Below are 19,262 nucleotides of genomic sequence, written 5' to 3' on the forward strand. Positions count from 1 at the left end.
TTTAAGCATGGATCAGCAAGAAGTCCAGAAAAGTACTGGTATTGCAGGCCAAGAAAATCAGGAAAATAATGCATCTAAAAAGTTCGTTTTTATTGATTTTGAGTATTTTTTTTCCGATGGGGAGCTCAAATTAAATTTAGATGATAGAGAATCGTATTTTAAATACGATTCTGAAGGCCGCAATATTTTAGGTCCGTATATTATGCAACAAGGTGACATATGGTCATTTGACAAAAGCATCTCTAAAGATGCCTTCATAAATCCTAACTATAATAAGAAACTTGTAAAGGATACAACTAAATTACTATTAAAAGGCAAATCTGATACTGAAAAATATAAAAAACTCATCGTTGATTCTTTAGAAGCAGGTCATAAAGTGGTTATTAGTGCATATACGTGCTATCCTCATGCAGTCACAGCGACACTACAACATATTGGATTAGATAAAAATCAGATAAAGGATATACTTATTTTATTTTCTGCAGAAAACAAATTCAGAAAGTGCAACAAATCTTACTTGTATACTAAGATACTTGGGCAAAACCGGGATGCTGCTCAACAATTAACTGGAATAAAAAATATTGATCCTTATATTAATTTGGAGAGCTTATCCAAATCTATTAAGTCGTACCAAAATTAGGAATCTGATGCGTCAGGTTTCATCTTACAATAGTTTCTTGCATTAAGATGAATGGTTTTTAATACTTCATATATTTTCGGTTTCGGTTTGCTTATCTTAAAGGCGTATGTTTATTGTATTCGTTTAACGTTATGGCCATAGTAGGAAAATGCCCCTGTAAAAAGTTGCGAAATTAGCACCCACCCCTTACAGATGATTAGGAAAAACAGTTTCCTTTGAAGCCCGCGCAGTGGGCGTATTCTGTTTTTCCAGCTGTAAGGGGTGGGTTCCGCAACTTTTTGCCGAGGGCTTGATTTTTTGCTTACTTTTTGATCAAGCAAAAAGTAAGATAAAAATTCCTTTTTTACTACTAGTCTGAACAAATTCCTTTTATTGGGAAGCTATGCTTATTTTGTTCAAAACCTTATATACTATATGCTTAACCAAAAAATCCTATTATCTCTAATTTGGTTGTCTATAGGTGCTATATATCCTACCTATGGCAAGAGCGAGCAGGTGACTAAGTCAGTTGATAAGCTTAGTCTAGACAAATCGATACCTATAATAGAACCTATAGAGGTGCACCGAGCAGCTGCTAAGGGGGATGTAACGCAGATTCGTTCTTTAATAGCTGCTGGCAAAAATGTGAAGGTATTGGATAAAAATAAAATCAGCGCATTGCATATTGCTGCTGCCAGGGGGCATTTGCTTTGTGTTCAAGAGCTTATTAATGTAGGTGCTGATATCAATATATTAGATTACCTGGGCAGAACGCCGCTCTATTTTGCTGCTCAGAATGGACACTTAGCCGTTATTCGGGAACTTATTGCCGTTGGTGCCGCTGTTCGGCTCCCCGATTGTCAAGGTAGAGCGCCCCTGCATGTCGCTGCAAAAGCTGGTCACGTGCCATCTATCAACTATTTGATTCAAAAAGGAGCAAATGTACATTGGTTTGATAACGATGGTTGTACACCTTTACATTATGCTGCCTTATCAGGCTCTTGTTTAGCTGTCCAAGCTTTAATAAAAGCAGGTACCAAAGTGCAGGTATTTACCTATGACGATAAGCTAACCCCTTTACATACTGCTGCTCAAAGTGGTAATGTAGAGGCTATACGTTTGTTAATCCATCACCATGCGAATGTCAATGCGCTTACACCAAATGGTATTTCCCCCCTTTACTTAGCGGCTCAACATGGCAGAATAGGTGTGGTAAAAGAGCTATTGCAGCATAAGGCAGATGTGCATGCACTAGAAGGGTTCAATACACCCTTACATGCTGCAGCTTTAGGTGGCCACTTGGCCTGTTTAAATCTATTATTAAAAGCAGGTGGTAACCCATCTGCTTGCGATACAGCACACAATACCCCGCTACATATAGCCGCTCGGTATGGTAAAAGCGATTGTTTGAAAGCATTGGTAGCGGTCAATGAGGCATATGTACAGCTAGTAGGTGAAAAGCAACGAACGCCTTTGCATTGGGCTGCTCGATCAGGCCATACTGCTTGTGTAGCGCAGCTTATTGAGGCAGGAGCAGCTGTTAATGTGCGAGACTTCCATAATAAAACGCCGCTGCACCTCAGTGCTTTTTATGGACACGATGGCTGCTTAGATAGGTTGTTAAAAGCGGGTGCAAACCCCCATGCCACAACCAATATAGGATTTACGTCATTGCATATGGCTACCAAAAGCGGCAATATAAAATGTTTAGAATCACTTTTAGCAGTTGGTGTCAACCTCTCTATTATAGATCAATTTAAAAATACGCCCCTTCATTTAGCTGTTGTATTTCAAAACATAGCTGCTAGTTTAGCACTTATAAAAGCTGGCGCGCCAGTTGATGCCGCCAATCAATGGGGCATCATACCTCTACATGTAGCTGCAAAAACAGGCGACTTGGTTACTTTGCAAGCACTGATCGAAGCAAAATCTAAAGTAAATACTGCAAAAAAATCAGGTGCTACAGCGATGCATGTAGTGGCAAAGCGAGGACACCTAGCTTGTTTGAAAGCATTGCTACAAGCAGGTGGAAAGGTTAGGGTATGCAACCACGAGAAGGAAACCCCGCTTTATCTAGCAGCTGCTAATGGCCATTTGGACTGTTTAGAGGCATTGATTGAAGCTGATCAGAAGGAGGATTCCATCACTAAAAAGCTCAAAAGTAAAGTGGCAAGTCAGCCGCTTCTAGGTAAGGTTGTTAAAAACAAGCCTAAGCTAGATAGCGCCAATAAATTGAATGAGACCCCTTTGTATGCTGCGGTTAAGAATGGCCATGTCGATTGTGTTTTATCGCTTATACGTCATGGTGCAAAGGTAAATATTAGAAGAAAGAATGGAGAAACCCTTTTACACACTGCTACTCAAAATGGTTGTGAAGTCTGTGTGCGCGCTATTCTAAGTGCAAAAGCAGCAATTAACGTGGTAGACCGGTATAAAAACACACCATTACACCTTGCTGCTCAGAATGGCCATATTAAAGTGGTGCAAGAACTCATCAGGGCAGGGGCTTTATCAATGAAAAATAAGTTTAACAAAACACCTGCTTATTTGGCATTACAGAATGGCCATGTAAAGTGTTATCAATTGTTGACTGGTTATTTCCAAGATTAGACCTTCTTCAAAACCTATTTGTGATCAGCAGTTTTTAGGAGAAGCGCAGTCGCCAGCATACTAAATGTATTTGAGGAGCATAGACCACAAAATTGCCATTAGAAATAGGTTTTGCAGAAGGGCTATTGTTTTATAGATTACATCTACTAGATGGTCAACTCAATGGTGCACATCTATGCATTCAAGATAGATACCTATCAAACTATATTTTTGAAGCGGATAGATTGCATATCATGTATCAGGTTGATGGCCCATTAAAATGTTATCGCATAACAAGTGTATATACACGCATGTCTTATAAAGAAGTAACTAGACCTTCTGCAAAAAGCTATTTCTAATGGCAATTTTGTGGTCTATGCTCCTCAAATACATTTATAGTATGCTGGCGACTGCGCTTCTCCTAAAAACTGCTGATCACAAATAGGTTTTGAAGAAGGTCTAATCTTCCGTCATGAAAGTGTTTAGATAAAGAAGACTTAGCTATATCGTATCTATATTGATACTGTTGCCTGCCTATATGCGTAGTATTGAAGTAGTGTATGGCAACTTTTTCTGAATATAGTATTAAATGAGGGGTTGATGCTATAAAAAATCCATAGCCATGCGCTATAGCATTTTGCTGCGGAATCTTTGCGGTTATACGCCTAGCTATTTTCCATACACCTGGGAAAAAATCAAATGCTTCCTTTAGCGTCTTTGGTTGCATATAGCTTAACCAATTTTGCCCATGGCGCAAAACTTCTCGGTTCGCTCTTGGAGTAGGGTGTCTATAGGCTTGCTGGATAATTTTTCTAGATGGTTGAGGATACTTTCCTTAACAAGGGCTGCTGCGGCCAGTAAGTCTCTATGTGCGCCCCCATGGGCTCTTTAATCAGCCCATCTATTAGACGAAATCTAGACATGTCTTTAGCAGTTATTTGTAGCATTTCGGCCGCTTGTTCCTTATAGTCCCAACTCTTCCAGAGAATAGAAGAACAAGATTCAGGTGTAATAACAGAATACCAGGTATGTTCCAGCATAAGTACATAGTCACCTATTGCAATCCCTAAAGCTCCACCTGATGCGCCCTCTCCAATCACAATCGATATAATCGGTACACGTAGCCCAAACATCGCCTGAATATTGCTGGCAATCGCTTCTGCTTGTCCACGCTCTTCTGCTTCCAGTCCTGGATAGGCACCAGGTGTATCAATAAAGGTAACAATCGGTTTGTTGAATTTTTCTGCCAAACGCATCAAACGGAGTGCTTTTCGATATCCTTCTGGATTTGGCATCCCAAAGTTCCGCATTTGGCGTTCCTTTGTAGTTCTCCCTTTTTGGTGACCAATGAATAGCATCGTTTGCCCATTTATGGTGCCAAATCCACCCACCATTGCTTTATCATCTCCTGCAAAACGGTCCCCATGTAATTCAATAAAATCTTCTGTAATCTGCTCGATGTAGTCAAGTGTATAAGGCCTATCTGGATGACGGGCCAGCTGAACCCGTTGCCACCTGGTTAGGTTTTGAAAAGTTCTTTTTTGTAATGCTTTTATATCACCAGCTAATTTAGCAATTGAAGCCATAAGCGCTGGATCATTTTGTGCTTTAGCCGCTTCTTGCATTCTGGCAAGCTTTTCCTCAAGTTTTACAATGGGTTTTTCAAAATCTAATAGCATAAAAAATAGAGATTTATTTAACTTTAGTGGAAGAACGATTTGATTTTCAATTAAAAATTGAGTAATCTTTTGGTATAATCCAAATAGGATAGAAATTGTTGCCAATGCCTTTTCTATTCTAGCAACAAATCTATGCTTTTTTTAGCATAACTCATGCTTAGCTTTTATATATTAGACCTTCTGCAAAACCTATTTGTGATCAGCAGTTTTTAGGAGAAGTGCAGTCGAGCACCGCAGCATACTAAATGTATGTGAGGAGCATAGACCACAAAATTGCCATTTAGCAATAGGTTTTGCAGAAGGTCTTAACTTTTATGCTAAATCACTTATGTGTTCCCTATAACTTTTATTCGCTATAACTTTTTCACTAAATTGCAACTTATAGTCTTTTAATATAATAGACCTTTTGCAAAACCTATTTGTGATCAGCAGTTTTTAGGAGAAGTGCAGTCGAGCACCGCAGCATACTAAATGTATGTGAGGAGCATAGACAAGCTTCGACACCAAAATTGCCATTTAGCAATAGGTTTTGCAGAAGGTCTAATAGGCCTCACTACCTCCATATAGATAGATGAAAAAGTACAAAACGCAAACGCAGCTCAACTTGCTAGAAATTGCAAACGAAATCAACCTTTTTTGGGAAAAACAAAACATATTTGAAAGCTCTATGCAGCAGCGCGAAGGTGCTGAGCCTTTTGTTTTTTTTGAAGGTCCTCCTTCAGCCAATGGTGCACCGGGTGTGCATCATATTTTAGCCATGACGGTTAAAGATCTGTTTACAAGGTATAAGACGATGCAGGGCTATTATGTACGCCGCAAAAGTGGTTGGGATACCCATGGTTTACCAGTAGAGCTTCAAGTAGAAAAAAAATTAGGTATTACCAAGGAAGATATTGGCAAAAAAATTAGCATCATCGACTACAATCAGGCATGTCGAGAAACGGTTATGGCTTACAAAGGCGCGTGGGAAGCATTGAATAAGGAGCTGGGCTACTGGAAAGACAACCAGCATCCCTACATCACCTATGAACGCAATTACATCGAGTCTGTTTGGTATTTGCTAAAAGCACTTTACAACAAAGAACTGATCTATAAGGGGTATGCCATACAACCTTACTCACCTACTACGGGTACAGGGCTCAGTTATCATGAATTAAACCAGCCAGGTTGTTATAGGTTGGTCAAAGATATTTCGATTGTGGCCCAATTTAAAGGGATGGCAAATGAATACTTTCTAGCCTGGACGACTACGCCATGGACCCTTCCTGCCAATAGTGCGCTAGCGGTAGGGGCTGCGATTGATTATGTTAAAGTGGCCACTATCAACCCCTATACCCGCCTGCCTATTGAGGTTATATTGGCCGAAGATGCTGTGCAACGTTTTTTTACAGGTGAGGAGGCTAGTTGTGATGGCAATCAGCTTGGTCATGGAGCTACTGCTTTGCCTTGGAAGATTGTTGCCCGCTATAAAGGAGCAGATTTAGTGGGCTTGCGTTATGAACAGCTTTTGCCTTATATCCAACCCAATGGGGATGCTTTTAAAGTGATTGCGGCTGATTTTGTAACCACCACAGAAGGTACCGGTATTGTGCATATTGCGCCTACCTTTGGTGCAGACGACTACCGCATTGCCCAAAAAGAAAATATTGCGCCTATTATGGTAACCAATGCAGCGGGCGAATCTGTTCCAATTGTAGATAGGCAAGGTCGTTTTGTGCCAGAGATTATTGATTTTGCTGGGCGGTATGTCAAAGCTGCTTATGAAGAAGATGCCACTTTACCTCCTGTAGATCTACTGATTGCTGGTAAGCTCAAACAAGAAAATAAAGCCTTTAAGGTGGAAAAATATGAACACAGTTATCCCATTGCTGGCGTACCCATAAACCTATTCTTTACTACCCACTAGATGCCTGGTTTATTAAAACAACTGCTTATAAGGAATTATTGATTGAACTAAACGATACCATTCAATGGAAACCTGCTGCTGTAGGGAAAGGACGATTTGGTAATTGGCTAGAGAATCTCGTAGATTGGAACCTAAGCCGCGATCGCTATTGGGGCATTCCACTTCCTATCTGGCGTACCAGTGATCAAAAAGAGGAAAAATGCATCAGTTCTATAGCTGAGCTTATGTTTGAAGTAGAGCAAGCTGTATTGGCTGGCTATATGAAAGAACAGTTACCCGCAACTATTGATTTGCATCGTCCTTATGTAGACGACATCGTACTGGTTAGCAGTAATGGATTGCCTATGTATCGAGAAAGCGCTGTGATAGATGTTTGGTTTGATTCTGGCGCAATGCCCTGTGCGCAATGGCATTATCCATTTGAAAACCAAGAAATATTTGAAAAAGGCTTCCCTGCTGATTTTATTGCAGAAGGGATAGACCAAACCAGAGGATGGTTTTTTACCTTACATGTTATTTCCACCTTATTGTTTGAAATACCTGCTTTTAAAAATGTAGTAGTCAATGGGCTTGTACTCGATAAACAGGGCAATAAAATGTCTAAAAGTATTGGCAATACCATTGATCCAATGGAGCTATTGGCCCAATATGGTCCAGATGCCATACGTTGGTATATGATTAGTAATGCCAATCCGTGGGATAATTTAAAGTTTGACACAGCAGGTGTAGCAGAAGCAGCACGTAAATTTTTCATTACGCTCCATAGCACCTATAACTTTTTTGCCCTTTATGCCAATCTAGATCAGTTTTATTTTAATAAAACCCCACTTGCTTATAGTGATTTAAATGAGAGTGATCGATGGATTATTTCCCGTTCTCATACACTTATTAAAACGGTAACAGAAGCCTATGATCAATATGAGCCTACCCTAGTGGCTAGAATGATTCAAGATTTTGTAGTAGACGATTTAAGCAACTGGTATGTACGGTTGAATAGAAAAAGGTTTTGGAAAAACAGCCAAGATAGAGACAAAGAAGCTGCTTATCAGAGCCTCTATCATTGCCTGGTAACCGTTGCCAAGCTTATGGCACCTATAGCACCCTTTTATGCAGATTATCTCTACCAAGCATTGAATCAGGTTACTGAAAAAGAAACCCATCGTTCTGTACATTTATCAGATTTTCCAGTAGCAGCTGAAGCAGCTTTGGATGTAACCTTAGAAAGGGAGATGGGTCAAGTACAAAAAATTGTTTCGCTGGCACATGCTTTACGCAAGAAACATAAAATTAAAGTGCGCCAACCTTTGCCTAGCATCCGCATTGCTGGTTTCTTTGCTTCAGCTGAGCGGTCTCGTTTAGAAGCGCTGATTAAAACAGAAATTAATGTTAAGCAGGTTCATTATTTAGATGATACCCATCATCTTAAAAAAGCCAAACCCAATTTCCCCCTTTTAGGCAAACGGTATGGCCATAAGATGCAACAGATTACTGCAGCTATTGCAGCCTTAACACCAGCTGAAATTCATGGTTTATCGCAAGGCAAGGCCCATCTATTACACTTGCAAGATGATACCATTCCTCTGACTTTGGCAGATATATTGATTGTTACAGAAGATATACCCGGATGGTGTGTAGCCACAGAGGGTAAAATCACCATTGCGCTAGATACTACCTTAGATGATGCGCTGCAAGGAGAAGGGGTGGCACGTGAATTCGTGCACCGCATTCAGCAATTGCGTAAAGAACTGAACTTTGATATTCAAGATAAGATCATTATTGCTATCCAGCAAGGTCAAAAGCTGACCAGTCAGGCCATTGCTACCTATACAGATTATATTTGTACTGAAACACAGGCGGTGCAACTACAATTTGTGCTTGAGCTAACAGGATCCCAGGTTGATATAGAAGGTGTAATGGTAGCCGTTCGATTGACCAAAGTGGAATGAGGTATAGGGATGGTTTTTTTGTCTCCATCGTAGGTTCAGTTCACTATGCTTGCCCAAACCTATCACATTTGTACGATTTCTCTTCTGTGTGGAATTTTGATATGCTTTTTTAAGGCATTTGACTGCCTGAATGTTTTTTTACACATATTACATTTGTAGGGTTTCTCTCCTGTGTGGGTCCTTTCATGTGTGCGTAAGGTATGTGGCTGGTTGAATGTTTTTCCACACGTATTGCATTTGTAGGGTTTCTCTCCTGTGTGGACCCTTTGATGTACGTGTAGGTTACTTGACTGGCTGAATGTTTTCCCACACGTATTACATTTGTAGGGTTTCTCGCCTGTATGGACCCTTTGATGTTTTTTTAAGTCAGCTAACTGGCTGGATGCCTTCCCACACGTATTGCATGTATACGGTTGCGCTCCTGTGTGGACCCTTTGATGTATGCGTAAACTATTTGATTGGCTGAATGCTTGCCCACACGTATTGCATTTGTAGGGTTTCTCTCCTGTGTGGACCACCCTTTGGTGTCTGCGCAAGTTACCTGACTGGCTGAATGTTTTATTACAATAATTACATTTAATTTCCTTTATACTACTAGAGACATTACTTGTCGTATTGTGTAGTTCGTTTCAGAACCTGAAACTAGGTGCTTGTTTGTTTGTACATCTGTGCTGATTGAGCCATTATTGCTACCACCTTGTACAGCCTGGGCAGCGGTTCTATTTTTAGTCTGTAGCCTATTCAAGCAGCATGTATCACATGCTTGCTTCCAATCACCAATATGCTTTAATAGACGTCTCCCACATTCGCCAGAATGATGAGAATGGTCTAGCATAAGAAAGAACCTAAAACCTTTATAGCACAATTCATACCTTTTATCATGATTCTTGATCGTATCTATAATATCGTTTATATTTTTTATCAATATTTTCTTGTCAGAATCGCTACAATTGTTATAAATATATTTATCCCAATGTTTACAATCTTCGTTGCTATCTTTAACAAACTTAGGCAAAGCATTTCTCCAATTAATAAGTTTTAATCTGAAATACTGATTGAAGTTAGAAGTGTATAATTCTTTAACGAACTTACTCTCTTCCTCCAAACAATGATATACTCGAAGCTCATGATTAGACATACTTTTTTTCAGCTCCTCTAGTTTCTTTTTGATAGCTTCTATTACATTCTTGTTCATAACCCCGAATGAAGCGTTGGCCGAAGCATTTTTTCATTTTTTTTATATACCTTAAAAAGGTCCATCACTTTTTCCATGTTTATGCTTACTTGGTATGTATTACACCCAAGTAAATGGATGCAGAGGCTATTCCATAGGGTTATTTTCCATGTTTGTTTTATATATTTTAGCATTGTTGTATGGATTTTAGTTTTGTTTATTGAACTAAAAGCATGCTAAGAATCGGATTTCTGCCAGTCTGCTAGGCCTTGTGCGTCAAGCTAAGGTAAGCTTAAACTAAAGATATATTTTGGATCAATTTTGATTGTGTTCATTAAGGTAAAAAAGGCTCAAAGTATGCGTTCCATTAATTCCGCGAACTGAATTAAGAATAAGAAACTTATATGCTATAAATTTATTTAGTAAAATTATCAATAATATGCAAATATTTTTTTTACAAAAAAATCAAATAAGCTATCCCGTATTACGGGCTTTATCAAAAGAAAGAGGAAACTGACAGCTTCTTCTTTTGTTAAAACATTGATCTTAAGCAATATGTAAGGTATGGAATATAAAAAAGAAGATAAAGAACAAAAAAGAGGGGCGCAACAAGGAGGTGTTACTGAAAGTGTTCAAATCCCCGTTGGCAGTGCTGATGTCAAAGAGATGATTGCGCAAAATTTATATGCAGATAAAACGGCCTATATCACGAAGCTCTTTAGGACGAATGGGATATATTATTTCTTTATACGGCCACGAAGATTTGGCAAATCTCTACTCTTAGATACTATAGATCAAATCGCAAAAGGCAATAAAGCATTATTTAAAAGATGTGCCATTTATGCAGATCAAACCTATAAGTGGAAAAGATATCCAGTTATTTGGTTGAATTTTTCGGAATTAGCTAAAGATAACCTGGTAGAATTAAAAAAGAGCCTTAACAGAAAATTATATAAGATTGCTAAGTATTATAAAATTCAAGATCAGCTCAATATAGTAATAGATGAAGCTTGTGAAGATTACTTAGCAGAAATATTGGATTGTTTGATGCACATTGACAATTATGAACCTACTCCTATTATCTTAATTGATGAATATGATAGTCCATTAATTTTTTGCGCAAAGGACCAATATGAAGAGGTGCTTGCTGTGCTTAGTTCATTTTTCAAAGTTTTAAAAAGTCGCCAGAAGGACTGTAAATTTATTTTTGTAACGGGTGTAACTAAATTTCATTTATCTGGCCTTACCTCAGGGGCTAACTCGGCCAATGATATATCATTCCATGAGGATTATGCAGAGATGTTGGGTTATACAGAAAATGAGATTGATAACCTATTTCTTAGCAAGGATACAATTGTCCATCCATTATTTGAAAAACTGAATAGAAAAAATACCCAGGAGGAAAAGTACACACTGAGTCAAATAAAACAAGCGTTAAAGGATTATTATAATGGTTATTGTTTTACAGCTGATAAAATGGTAAGCGTTTACAATCCAGACTCTATACTAAGATTTTTTTATGCAAAAGATTTTGATAATTTTTGGTTTAACTCGGGCAGCCCTACCATTTTATTGCAACAAATGAAGCAAAATATACATCGGTTTAATATGGATTGGGATAAATGTAGTTTCCCAATCGATAAAGTTAGATTTAAACTCGTACATGCTTCTCTCCATGAAATGCCCTTGTTTCCCTTGATGTACCAAACGGGATACCTTACAATGGATCTTGATCCATCTCATCTACAAGACAAAAATAACCTGGCTTACTATTTAAAGTTTCCCAGCCAGGAAGTTAAATCTTCTTTAAAGGTTATATTAGCTGATTTTATTGCGCAAGCGCAACAAGCATCAGGCAAGGCATGTAGCGCATCTATTTTGAAGTCTTTAAGAAAAGAAGCATGGATTGCTTTTCTTAACATTATTCGAAGCGATTGTTTGGCCAAAGCGGGTTACCGTTTCTTGGATAAAACCGAAAAAAGCTTTCAGGGTACTTTATATGTGTTCCTGAATGGTGCCTTCCATGAAACGCAATCTACAAATGCTAGCGCTGAAAGAGATAGTGCAATAGGCCGTTTGGATATCGTTATGGAAGATGAATACAATGGACAAAACACCGTTTATATCTTTGAGTTAAAAGTAGATAAACCAGCCCTAGAAGCTTTAGAGCAAATCCAACGTAAGGACTACAGCATTCAATATGGTGTATGTTATAAAAAGGTGCTTATAGGCCTAACATGCGATGCTATAAAGCGCAATATTACAGAGGCCGCTATTGAAGTGCATCAAAAAGATGATCAAAATGACTTTAAGATCGTGTCACATAAAAGTTTTGCAGTGAATCCTATTGGGTATTTTCACGAAGTAGGGCAGTAGCCTGTAAGGTAGTTAGGCGTTTAAGTGGTTGTGCAAGCGGTTTATTCCCAAGATCGGGCTTCTATAGCTTCCGCTATACCATCTGCCATTTTTATGGTTTTTATAATCAAAGGAATCAGTATGGCTGTAAAATTTTTATCTATTCCTCTTGCTTTTTGAGCCATTTTTATTTCGTTAAAAGTATCAATGATCAGTGGCATAAAACGTATGGCTAGCGTAAAGGAGAGACTAACCTGGGCAGGCTTTATGCCAATATAAGATAGTGGCTTTAATAGAGTGGTTAACCCCTCAATGATCTCTGAATGGGATGTTGTTAATAGGACCCATGAAGCAAACAGTATAATGTTATATAATCTAAGTATCACCTTTATCCCGTCTATCCAATCTCCCCAAACGCTATGCATGGCAAATAGTATAAGCAATGGGTAAAAGGAGGATCTAATTGGCTTAAGCAGCAGTCTACTATCACTATTTTCCATGCAACAACTTAAAATAAAGGTTACCAACAAATTGATTAGATAGAAGCGCCAATCATATAGTATAAACGATAGGCTACTTACCAGTATAAGCAGCATGAACTTCCATTTAGGCGTTATGCTACACAACTTGTTTACTTTACAATTGGTCATATATCAACTTTTGGTAAGCCTTTATAGATACTGACGGTATATCATCTATAACCAAACATCCTTGTTCAAAAACCAGTACGCGGTCAAAATGAGCCAGCAGGTCTAAATCATGCGTAACCATTATAATGGTTTGGTCGAGTTTTGCTATCATCTGCAGTATTTTGCGCTTATTGCTAAGATCTAGCAGCGTTGTTGGTTCATCAAATACAATATAGGCAGGTTGCATAACCAGAACAGCTAAAATGGCTAAAAGCTGTTTTTCACCGCCACTAAGCAGATGGGATTTTCTGTATCTTAAGTGCGTGGCACCATAAGCATTGAGTAGGGCATCAATCGTTTGATTGATTGCTTCTTTATTATACCCAATATTTTTAAGACCAAAGGCCATATCGTCTTCTACTATTGGAAATATAATTTGATGGTCAGGATTTTGAAAAACAAATCCTACCTTACGCCTAATCGCTTTGCCATCTTTATCAGTAGATAGGTGATCAATGTGTACTTTCCCTTCAGATGGAAGCTGTAATCCATTTATAAGCCTAGCAAATGTACTTTTACCGCTGCCATTTGAACCTATGATACCAATCCTTTTTTTATGCAATGTTACACTAATGCTTTTTAAAGCATAACAACCGTCAAAGGCAACACTTACGTTTTCTATTTTAACCATATCACGAATAGTAGCTGGCGTTATGTTTTAAATAGACCGCTTTCAAAACCTATTTGTGGTGCGCAATTTTTAGGAGAAGCGCAGCCCGCCAGAATACTAGATGTATTGGACAAGCTTCGATACCAAAATTGCCATTTAGCAATTGCGTTTTGAAAGAGGTCTAATCAAAGGATAGGCTCTTCTAACAACCATGGAGGCAGTAGCTGCAATCATGGTTTTAATAAGATCTCCTGGAATAAATATACAAGAAGCCACAAATGCTTTGTATAGCTGAATATCAAATAAGATATTGAGCCATAATAAGCCAAAAATATAGAGCACAATAATGCCACCTAATATGATATACAGCGCAGCCCAGACTAGATTCAATCTATTCCAGTTCTTTTCAAATAGTAAGCCAATAATAAATGCAGCAATAGGGAACCCAAGTATAAAACCACCAGTTGGTCCCATTATGCGGCCTATGCCACCATGACCACCTGCGATAATAGGGAGTCCAGTTGATACAATGATTATAAATAAGAGCGCGGCCAAAGCACCTCTTTTAGCACCTAAAATGCTTCCTGCTAACGTAGGTCCTAAAGATTGAGCGGTTATGGGCACTAGACTGAAAGGCAATGGTATGGGAGGTATGATGCCTAAAACAGCAAATATTGCCGCAAATAGCGCGGTGTATACAATATCTTTGGTGGACATAGGTCTTTCTATTTTTTAAGATTGCCAGGTGGTTAAAGCAAATATAATGAGATAACCTGAGTTTGGGATTAGCATAGTAAAGAAATCTATTAAAAAAGCTCCTTATATTTATAGGAGACCTTCTTCAAAACCTATTTGTGATCAGCAGTTTTTAGGAGAAGCGCAGTCGCCAGAATACTAAATGTATTTGAAGAGCATAGACAAGCTTCGACACCAAAATTGCCATTAGAAATAGGTTTTGCAGAAAGTCTAGTGTTCATTACTATTGAATTGTTTCTATTATAAGTAGTTCAGTATCATAATTATTTTAATAATCAGTTTCTTATAAACCTTAAATCTTCTAATCATGAAAAAATTACCAATTGGGGTTGATAATTTTCAAGAGTTAGTACAAGGAGATTATCTTTTTTGTGATAAGACCGATATGATTTCTGAATTTCTGAGCAAAGGAGATAAAGTTACCTTAATTGCTCGTCCCCGTCGTTGGGGTAAGACACTCAATATGTCTATGCTGCAACATTTTTTTGCCTCAGAAGTGAATGGGGTAAATACAGCAGGTTTATTTGATGATTTAGCAATAGGTAAGATAGAAGATGGTAAATATATTGCGCAACATCAAGGAAAGCATCCTGTCATTATGATCAGCTTTAAAGACGTCAATGCAGATGATTTTCAAGAGGCATATGATTCGGTTTATGAGTTGATATCAAGCATTTATGAGTCCTATATCTATTTATTTAATAGTGATAAAGTTAATAAAATACAGTTAAAAAAACTGCATAGCATTACAGATAACCAAGCTAATCAGGCACAGTTAGAGCGTTCTTTAAAACTGCTCAGTCAATGCCTCTACCAACATCATGGCCGGAAAGTCTATATGCTAATAGATGAATACGATACGCCACTCAATAAAGCTTACGGTAATCAGACATACTTGAATCGTATGGTCAAATTTATGCGTAATCTATTTAGTAATGCACTAAAAGGTAATACTGCTCTAGAAAAAGGCGTACTAACGGGCATATTACGTATTTCCAAAGATAGTATGCTTTCTGGATTGAATAACCTAGAGACTTATACCTTACTAGATGAAGCGTATAGTGCCCATTTTGGTTTTAGTGAAACGGAAGTTGCTTCTTTATTTAAAGAAAATGGTCTTGGAACTTGCATGGAAGAAGTAAGGAATTGGTATAATGGGTATAGGGTAGGGAACTTAGTGATGTATAATCCATGGTCTATTATTTCTTGTATGAATAGGTCAGGTTGTTTTGATGTCTATTGGGTAAATACAGGTAATAACAACTTAATCGAACAAAAGGTACTTACTGCTCATTCTGAGATCAAAGTGCAATTTGAACAATTGATGCGAGGGGAATCTTTAGTTGTATCTATCAACAGACATATTGCTTTTGATATCTTAGACAAAGATGATACATCTTTTTGGAGTCTTTTATTACTTGCTGGTTATTTAACCTTTGAAACAAGTCATTTAAGCGCCTATACGAGTCTATATGACTGTACAGTCAAGGTTCCTAATTATGAAATATGGCGGCTCTATAGCACATTTTTTCAAGAATGGTTCGTCAATCAGTTTGAGAGAAGGGGGCAATATGATTCTTTTTTGAAACATTTGGTAGCTGGTGAGGTTGCTGCTTTTGTAGCACAACTTAGCTACTTTTTACGAAGCAGTGTGAGCTATTTTGATACCAAACAAAGTAAAACATCAGAAGGGTTTTATCATGGTTTTGTGTTAGGGATGTTGTCAAGTTTGGGTATAACCCATTATATACGCTCCAATCGAGAAAGTGGTTTTGGCAGATATGATCTGCTATTAGTCCCTAAAAAAGAGGGTTTAAAAGCGCTTTTATTAGAATTTAAGCAAGTTCGGAAAGAGGAAGAGTTGGAAGGTGCCTCTAAACTTGCCTTAGATCAAATACAAACACAAGCCTACCATACGGAAATATTACAATATCCTCACGTAAAAGAAGTCATAGCATGCGGTATTGCTTTTTCTGGGAAGTCAGTTTTAGCTGCTTATGCAACTTATGATTTGGCTGGTAAACAGTCTGATGAGGTCCGTTTAACAAGTAGATATAGTGAGCAGGGGAGTAGGTCCCATAGCCATCCAGACTAGAAAATGGACCAGCCCCATTCAAAATTGGAGTGAGGCTATGGCACATTTTTTAATTAAATTTGAAGATAGAATGCTATAAACAAAAAAAATAATTTACACACTTAAGTGGACAGGCCCAAAAGCGCTAACATGGCCTTAACTACTGAAATAGTAAAGGAATAATTTTCTTTGCCCAAGGTTTCAATAGCAGCCTTGCTAGAATAGATAGGGCAGCCCGTTGTATAGCGCTGTAGCGCTCTTTTTTAGCTTTTGGATTACCCTTATTAGCTATAAACAACCATAGAGAAAGCCCAACTAAAAGTGTGCCCCAACTTAACCATAATTTTTTAGACATACCATTACAGAGAATAAGGCAAGAGCAGCCAAAAGATTTATCTTTTTTGCTGCCCTATTATAATGCCCTAGACCTTCTGCAAAACCTATTGCTAAATGGCAATTTTGGCGCTTGTCTATGCTCCTCAAATACATTTAGTATTCTGGCGACTGCGCTTCTCCTAAAAACTGCTGATCACAAATAGGTTTTGAAGAAGGTCTCATTAACCTAGTTAAGCTCATCGCTTAACGGCGCTTTTCACAGCATTTATTACTTCTTCGGCTTTTTCAGAAGATGATTGCACACAACTAGATAAGCGCTTGGCTTTATTCTGGATCGCTTTGGTAATTTTTTTCTTGGTATCATCACAGATTAAAAATCCCAATACAGTGCCCAATACTACGCCTAATACTAGGTAATACATATTTCTAAACATAACATGCTACTTTAAATTAAACTGTTTAACAGTTAAAAAAATGAACTTCACAGATACATTTAAATTTACATACTTTAAGTGAATAAAGCTATATTAAAGATAAAATATAATACCGTGAAGGTTAGTTTAATCTTTAAATATCCAATTTAGCATATTTGGCATAACGTTCTATAAATTCCCTACGAGGTGGTACTTCATCTCCCATTAACATAGAAAAAAGATGTTCTGCAGCCAGTGCAGAGGCTATGGTGACCTGTTTTAGGTTGCGACGGGTGGGGTCCATAGTGGTATCCCAAAGTTGGATTTCATTCATTTCACCTAACCCTTTATAACGTTGTACAAATACGGCATCCACTTTGCCATCTTTCAGGCTAAAGTGCTTAACCCATTCTTCTTTTTCTGACTCTGCCCAGCAATATTGCTCTTCTTTGTCTCTTTTCACCAGGTAGAGTGGGGAGAGGCAATGTAAAGATGTCCTTTTTCTATGATGTCCCGCATATACCGGAAGAAAAAAGTTAAAATAAGGGTGCGAATATGGCTGCCATCTACATCTGCATCAGTCATAATCACAATTTTGTGGTAGCGTAATTTATCTAGCTGAATCGCTTGATCATTTCCGTCTGTGCCCATGGCAATGCCTAGTGCAGTGATCATATTTCTAACCTGCTCATTATCATATATTTTATATACTTGTGCCTTTTCTACATTTAGAATTTTACCTTTTAGGGAAGAATCGCTTGAAACCTTCTATTTCTACCCATTTTAGCAGTACCACCAGCAGAATCACCCTCTACCAAAAAGAGTTCACAAAGTGCAGGGTCCCGTTCGGAGCAATCTGCTAATTTGCCCGGTAAACTGTTGCTCATCAACACATTTTTGCGTTGGACCATTTCACGTGCTTTTCGAGCAGCTTGGCGGGCCTGGGCAGCTACGATTACTTTATGGATAATTAGTTTTGCCTCCTTAGGGTGCTCTTCTAAGTAGTAATGTAATACTTCGGCTACACAGCTTTCTACAGCGCTTTGTACCTCTGCATTCCCCAGCTTGGTTTTTGTTTGTCCCTCAAATTGAGGTTCTGCTACCTTTACAGAGATGACAGCAGTTAAACCCTCTCGAAAGTCATCTCCAATAATCTCTACTTTAGCTTTCTCTAATAAACCAGATTTATCTGCATAGTTTTTTAAAGTGCGGGTCAGGGCTCTTTTAAACCCAGTGACATGCATGCCTCCTTCAATGGTATGTATATTATTGACATAAGAGACTACTGTTTCAGAATAGCCTGTATTGTAGGTCATGGCAACTTGTACCATTACATTGTTTTTTTCTCCCTCTACAACGATAGGCGCAGGCATAATGGAGAGTTTGGTGCTATCTAAGTGGGCTACAAATTCCAAAAGCCCCCTTCAGAGTGAAAGCTTTGCCTGAAAGGATTGCCTTGCTCATCGCGTTCACGGCGATCCTCTAGTTCCATCTTTAGCCCTACATTTAAATAGGCCAATTCTTGTAGCCTGCCGACAATGGTATGTAGGTTATAGATCGTAGTAGTAAAAATAGAGCCATCTGGGGTAAAATGAACGGTAGTACCGCGTAGATCTGTATGGCCTACCTCTTTAACAGGGTAATGTGGAATGCCTTGGCATATTCTTGTTTGTAGATCTTTCCATTGCGGTATACGGTAACCTCTAAGTGCGCCGATAATGCGTTTACACAAGAAACCCCTACACCATGCAATCCTCCAGAAATTTTATAGGTGTCTTTGTCAAATTTACCACCTGCATGCAATACCGTCATCACCACTTCTAGGGCTGATTTTTGTTCTTTTGGATGTATCTCAGTAGGAATACCACGACCATCATCCCATACGGTAATCGAGTTGTCCTCGTGGATAATAATACCAATTTTAGTGCAATAGCCTGCTAAAGACTCATCAATAGCATTGTCTACTACCTCCCAAACAAGATGGTGTAATCCCTTTATGCCCACATCACCAATGTACATGGCAGGACGTTTGCGGACCGCTTCTAGCCCTTCTAGGATTTGGATATTATCTGCTGAATAGTCATTAGTGGGTTGGGTCATTTTTTAAAAGCTGATT

General features: G+C 38.4%; 13 protein-coding genes and 3 pseudogenes. 6 read left to right on the plus strand and 10 right to left on the minus strand.

Translation table 11 applies throughout. From position 1 onward, the window contains the following. Positions 1-7: 7 nt before the first annotated feature. The 3 genes from FPG78_RS01870 to FPG78_RS01880 all read left to right on the plus strand — a co-directional run bounded on the left by FPG78_RS01870 (position 8) and on the right by FPG78_RS01880 (position 3,567). Complete coding sequence (locus tag FPG78_RS01870) at positions 8-640, plus strand: hypothetical protein (protein WP_144086364.1); 633 nt, start codon at positions 8-10, stop codon at positions 638-640. 414 nt (positions 641-1,054) lie between these two features. Continuing rightward, positions 1,055-3,229 carry an ankyrin repeat domain-containing protein gene (locus tag FPG78_RS01875; protein WP_144086365.1) on the plus strand — a complete coding sequence of 725 codons (2,175 nt, stop codon included), beginning with the start codon at positions 1,055-1,057 and terminating at the stop codon, positions 3,227-3,229. A gap of 92 nt (positions 3,230-3,321) precedes the next feature. Beyond that, on the plus strand, positions 3,322-3,567 hold the full coding sequence (locus FPG78_RS01880; protein ID WP_144086366.1) for a DUF6314 family protein: 246 nt from the start codon (positions 3,322-3,324) through the stop codon (positions 3,565-3,567). A gap of 62 nt (positions 3,568-3,629) precedes the next feature. Here FPG78_RS01880 and FPG78_RS01885 read toward each other — a convergent pair whose 3' ends face one another. Continuing rightward, on the minus strand, positions 3,630-3,935 hold the full coding sequence (locus FPG78_RS01885) for a DUF6314 family protein (RefSeq protein ID WP_144086367.1): 306 nt from the start codon (positions 3,933-3,935) through the stop codon (positions 3,630-3,632). 5 nt (positions 3,936-3,940) lie between these two features. After that, positions 3,941-4,887, minus strand: a pseudogene (locus FPG78_RS01890) (acetyl-CoA carboxylase carboxyltransferase subunit alpha). Positions 4,888-5,458: 571 nt separating this feature from the next. Here FPG78_RS01890 and ileS point away from each other — a divergent pair. Then, positions 5,459-8,739: pseudogene (ileS, locus tag FPG78_RS08385) on the plus strand (isoleucine--tRNA ligase). Positions 8,740-8,801: 62 nt separating this feature from the next. Here the strand turns inward: ileS and FPG78_RS08390 are convergent. Continuing rightward, entirely contained in the window at positions 8,802-9,329 is a 528-nt protein-coding gene (locus FPG78_RS08390) for a C2H2-type zinc finger protein (RefSeq protein ID WP_420888391.1), read from the minus strand. Continuing rightward, entirely contained in the window at positions 9,326-9,934 is a 609-nt protein-coding gene (locus FPG78_RS01905; RefSeq protein ID WP_144086369.1) for a hypothetical protein, read from the minus strand. Before FPG78_RS01905 ends, FPG78_RS08390 begins: the two co-directional genes overlap by 4 nt. Before the next feature lie 543 nt (positions 9,935-10,477). Between FPG78_RS01905 and FPG78_RS01910 the strand changes: the two genes are divergently transcribed. Beyond that, the gene (locus FPG78_RS01910; protein ID WP_144086370.1) at positions 10,478-12,289 is read left to right on the plus strand and encodes an AAA family ATPase; all 1,812 of its coding nucleotides are present in this window, start codon (positions 10,478-10,480) and stop codon (positions 12,287-12,289) included. Between the two features lie 41 nt (positions 12,290-12,330). Here the strand turns inward: FPG78_RS01910 and FPG78_RS01915 are convergent, their stop codons facing one another. The 3 genes from FPG78_RS01915 to FPG78_RS01925 form a co-directional block, all read right to left on the minus strand. Further along, a complete protein-coding gene (locus FPG78_RS01915) occupies positions 12,331-12,918 on the minus strand; it encodes an energy-coupling factor transporter transmembrane component T family protein (RefSeq protein ID WP_144086371.1) in 588 nt (195 codons plus the stop codon). After that, positions 12,905-13,588, minus strand: coding sequence for an energy-coupling factor ABC transporter ATP-binding protein (locus FPG78_RS01920; RefSeq protein ID WP_144086372.1), 684 nt, complete (start codon positions 13,586-13,588; stop codon positions 12,905-12,907). Before FPG78_RS01920 ends, FPG78_RS01915 begins: the two co-directional genes overlap by 14 nt. Before the next feature lie 135 nt (positions 13,589-13,723). Further along, positions 13,724-14,284, minus strand: a complete 561-nt coding sequence (locus tag FPG78_RS01925; protein ID WP_144086373.1) for a biotin transporter BioY — start codon at positions 14,282-14,284, stop codon at positions 13,724-13,726. 346 nt (positions 14,285-14,630) lie between these two features. Here FPG78_RS01925 and FPG78_RS01930 point away from each other — a divergent pair, with 346 nt between their 5' ends. Next, positions 14,631-16,418, plus strand: coding sequence for an AAA family ATPase (locus FPG78_RS01930; RefSeq protein ID WP_144086374.1), 1,788 nt, complete (start codon positions 14,631-14,633; stop codon positions 16,416-16,418). 139 nt (positions 16,419-16,557) lie between these two features. Here FPG78_RS01930 and FPG78_RS01935 read toward each other — a convergent pair whose 3' ends face one another. The 3 genes and pseudogenes from FPG78_RS01935 to gyrB all read right to left on the minus strand — a co-directional run bounded on the left by FPG78_RS01935 (position 16,558) and on the right by gyrB (position 19,246). After that, positions 16,558-16,752 (minus strand): hypothetical protein, encoded by a 195-nt coding sequence (locus tag FPG78_RS01935; protein WP_144086375.1) that lies wholly within the window; start codon positions 16,750-16,752, stop codon positions 16,558-16,560. A 217-nt stretch (positions 16,753-16,969) separates the two neighbouring features. Next, positions 16,970-17,167, minus strand: a complete 198-nt coding sequence (locus tag FPG78_RS01940; protein ID WP_144086376.1) for a hypothetical protein — start codon at positions 17,165-17,167, stop codon at positions 16,970-16,972. Positions 17,168-17,300: 133 nt separating this feature from the next. Next, positions 17,301-19,246, minus strand: a pseudogene (gene gyrB / locus FPG78_RS01945) (DNA topoisomerase (ATP-hydrolyzing) subunit B). Between the last annotated feature and the right edge of the window lie 16 nt (positions 19,247-19,262).

Source organism: Cardinium endosymbiont of Dermatophagoides farinae (genome assembly GCF_007559345.1).
Lineage (GTDB): Bacteria > Bacteroidota > Bacteroidia > Cytophagales > Amoebophilaceae > Cardinium.

Coding starts and splice junctions, on each gene's coding strand:
- FPG78_RS01935 (WP_144086375.1), bottom strand. CDS start 16,752: ATGTCTAAAAAATTATGGTTAAGTTGGGGCACACTTTTAGTTGGGCTT.
- FPG78_RS01925 (WP_144086373.1), bottom strand. CDS start 14,284: ATGTCCACCAAAGATATTGTATACACCGCGCTATTTGCGGCAATATTT.
- FPG78_RS01940 (WP_144086376.1), bottom strand. CDS start 17,167: ATGTTTAGAAATATGTATTACCTAGTATTAGGCGTAGTATTGGGCACT.
- FPG78_RS01910 (WP_144086370.1), top strand. CDS start 10,478: ATGGAATATAAAAAAGAAGATAAAGAACAAAAAAGAGGGGCGCAACAA.
- FPG78_RS01875 (WP_144086365.1), top strand. CDS start 1,055: ATGCTTAACCAAAAAATCCTATTATCTCTAATTTGGTTGTCTATAGGT.
- FPG78_RS01920 (WP_144086372.1), bottom strand. CDS start 13,588: ATGGTTAAAATAGAAAACGTAAGTGTTGCCTTTGACGGTTGTTATGCT.
- FPG78_RS01930 (WP_144086374.1), top strand. CDS start 14,631: ATGAAAAAATTACCAATTGGGGTTGATAATTTTCAAGAGTTAGTACAA.
- FPG78_RS01870 (WP_144086364.1), top strand. CDS start 8: ATGGATCAGCAAGAAGTCCAGAAAAGTACTGGTATTGCAGGCCAAGAA.
- FPG78_RS01885 (WP_144086367.1), bottom strand. CDS start 3,935: ATGCAACCAAAGACGCTAAAGGAAGCATTTGATTTTTTCCCAGGTGTA.
- FPG78_RS01905 (WP_144086369.1), bottom strand. CDS start 9,934: ATGAACAAGAATGTAATAGAAGCTATCAAAAAGAAACTAGAGGAGCTG.
- FPG78_RS01915 (WP_144086371.1), bottom strand. CDS start 12,918: ATGACCAATTGTAAAGTAAACAAGTTGTGTAGCATAACGCCTAAATGG.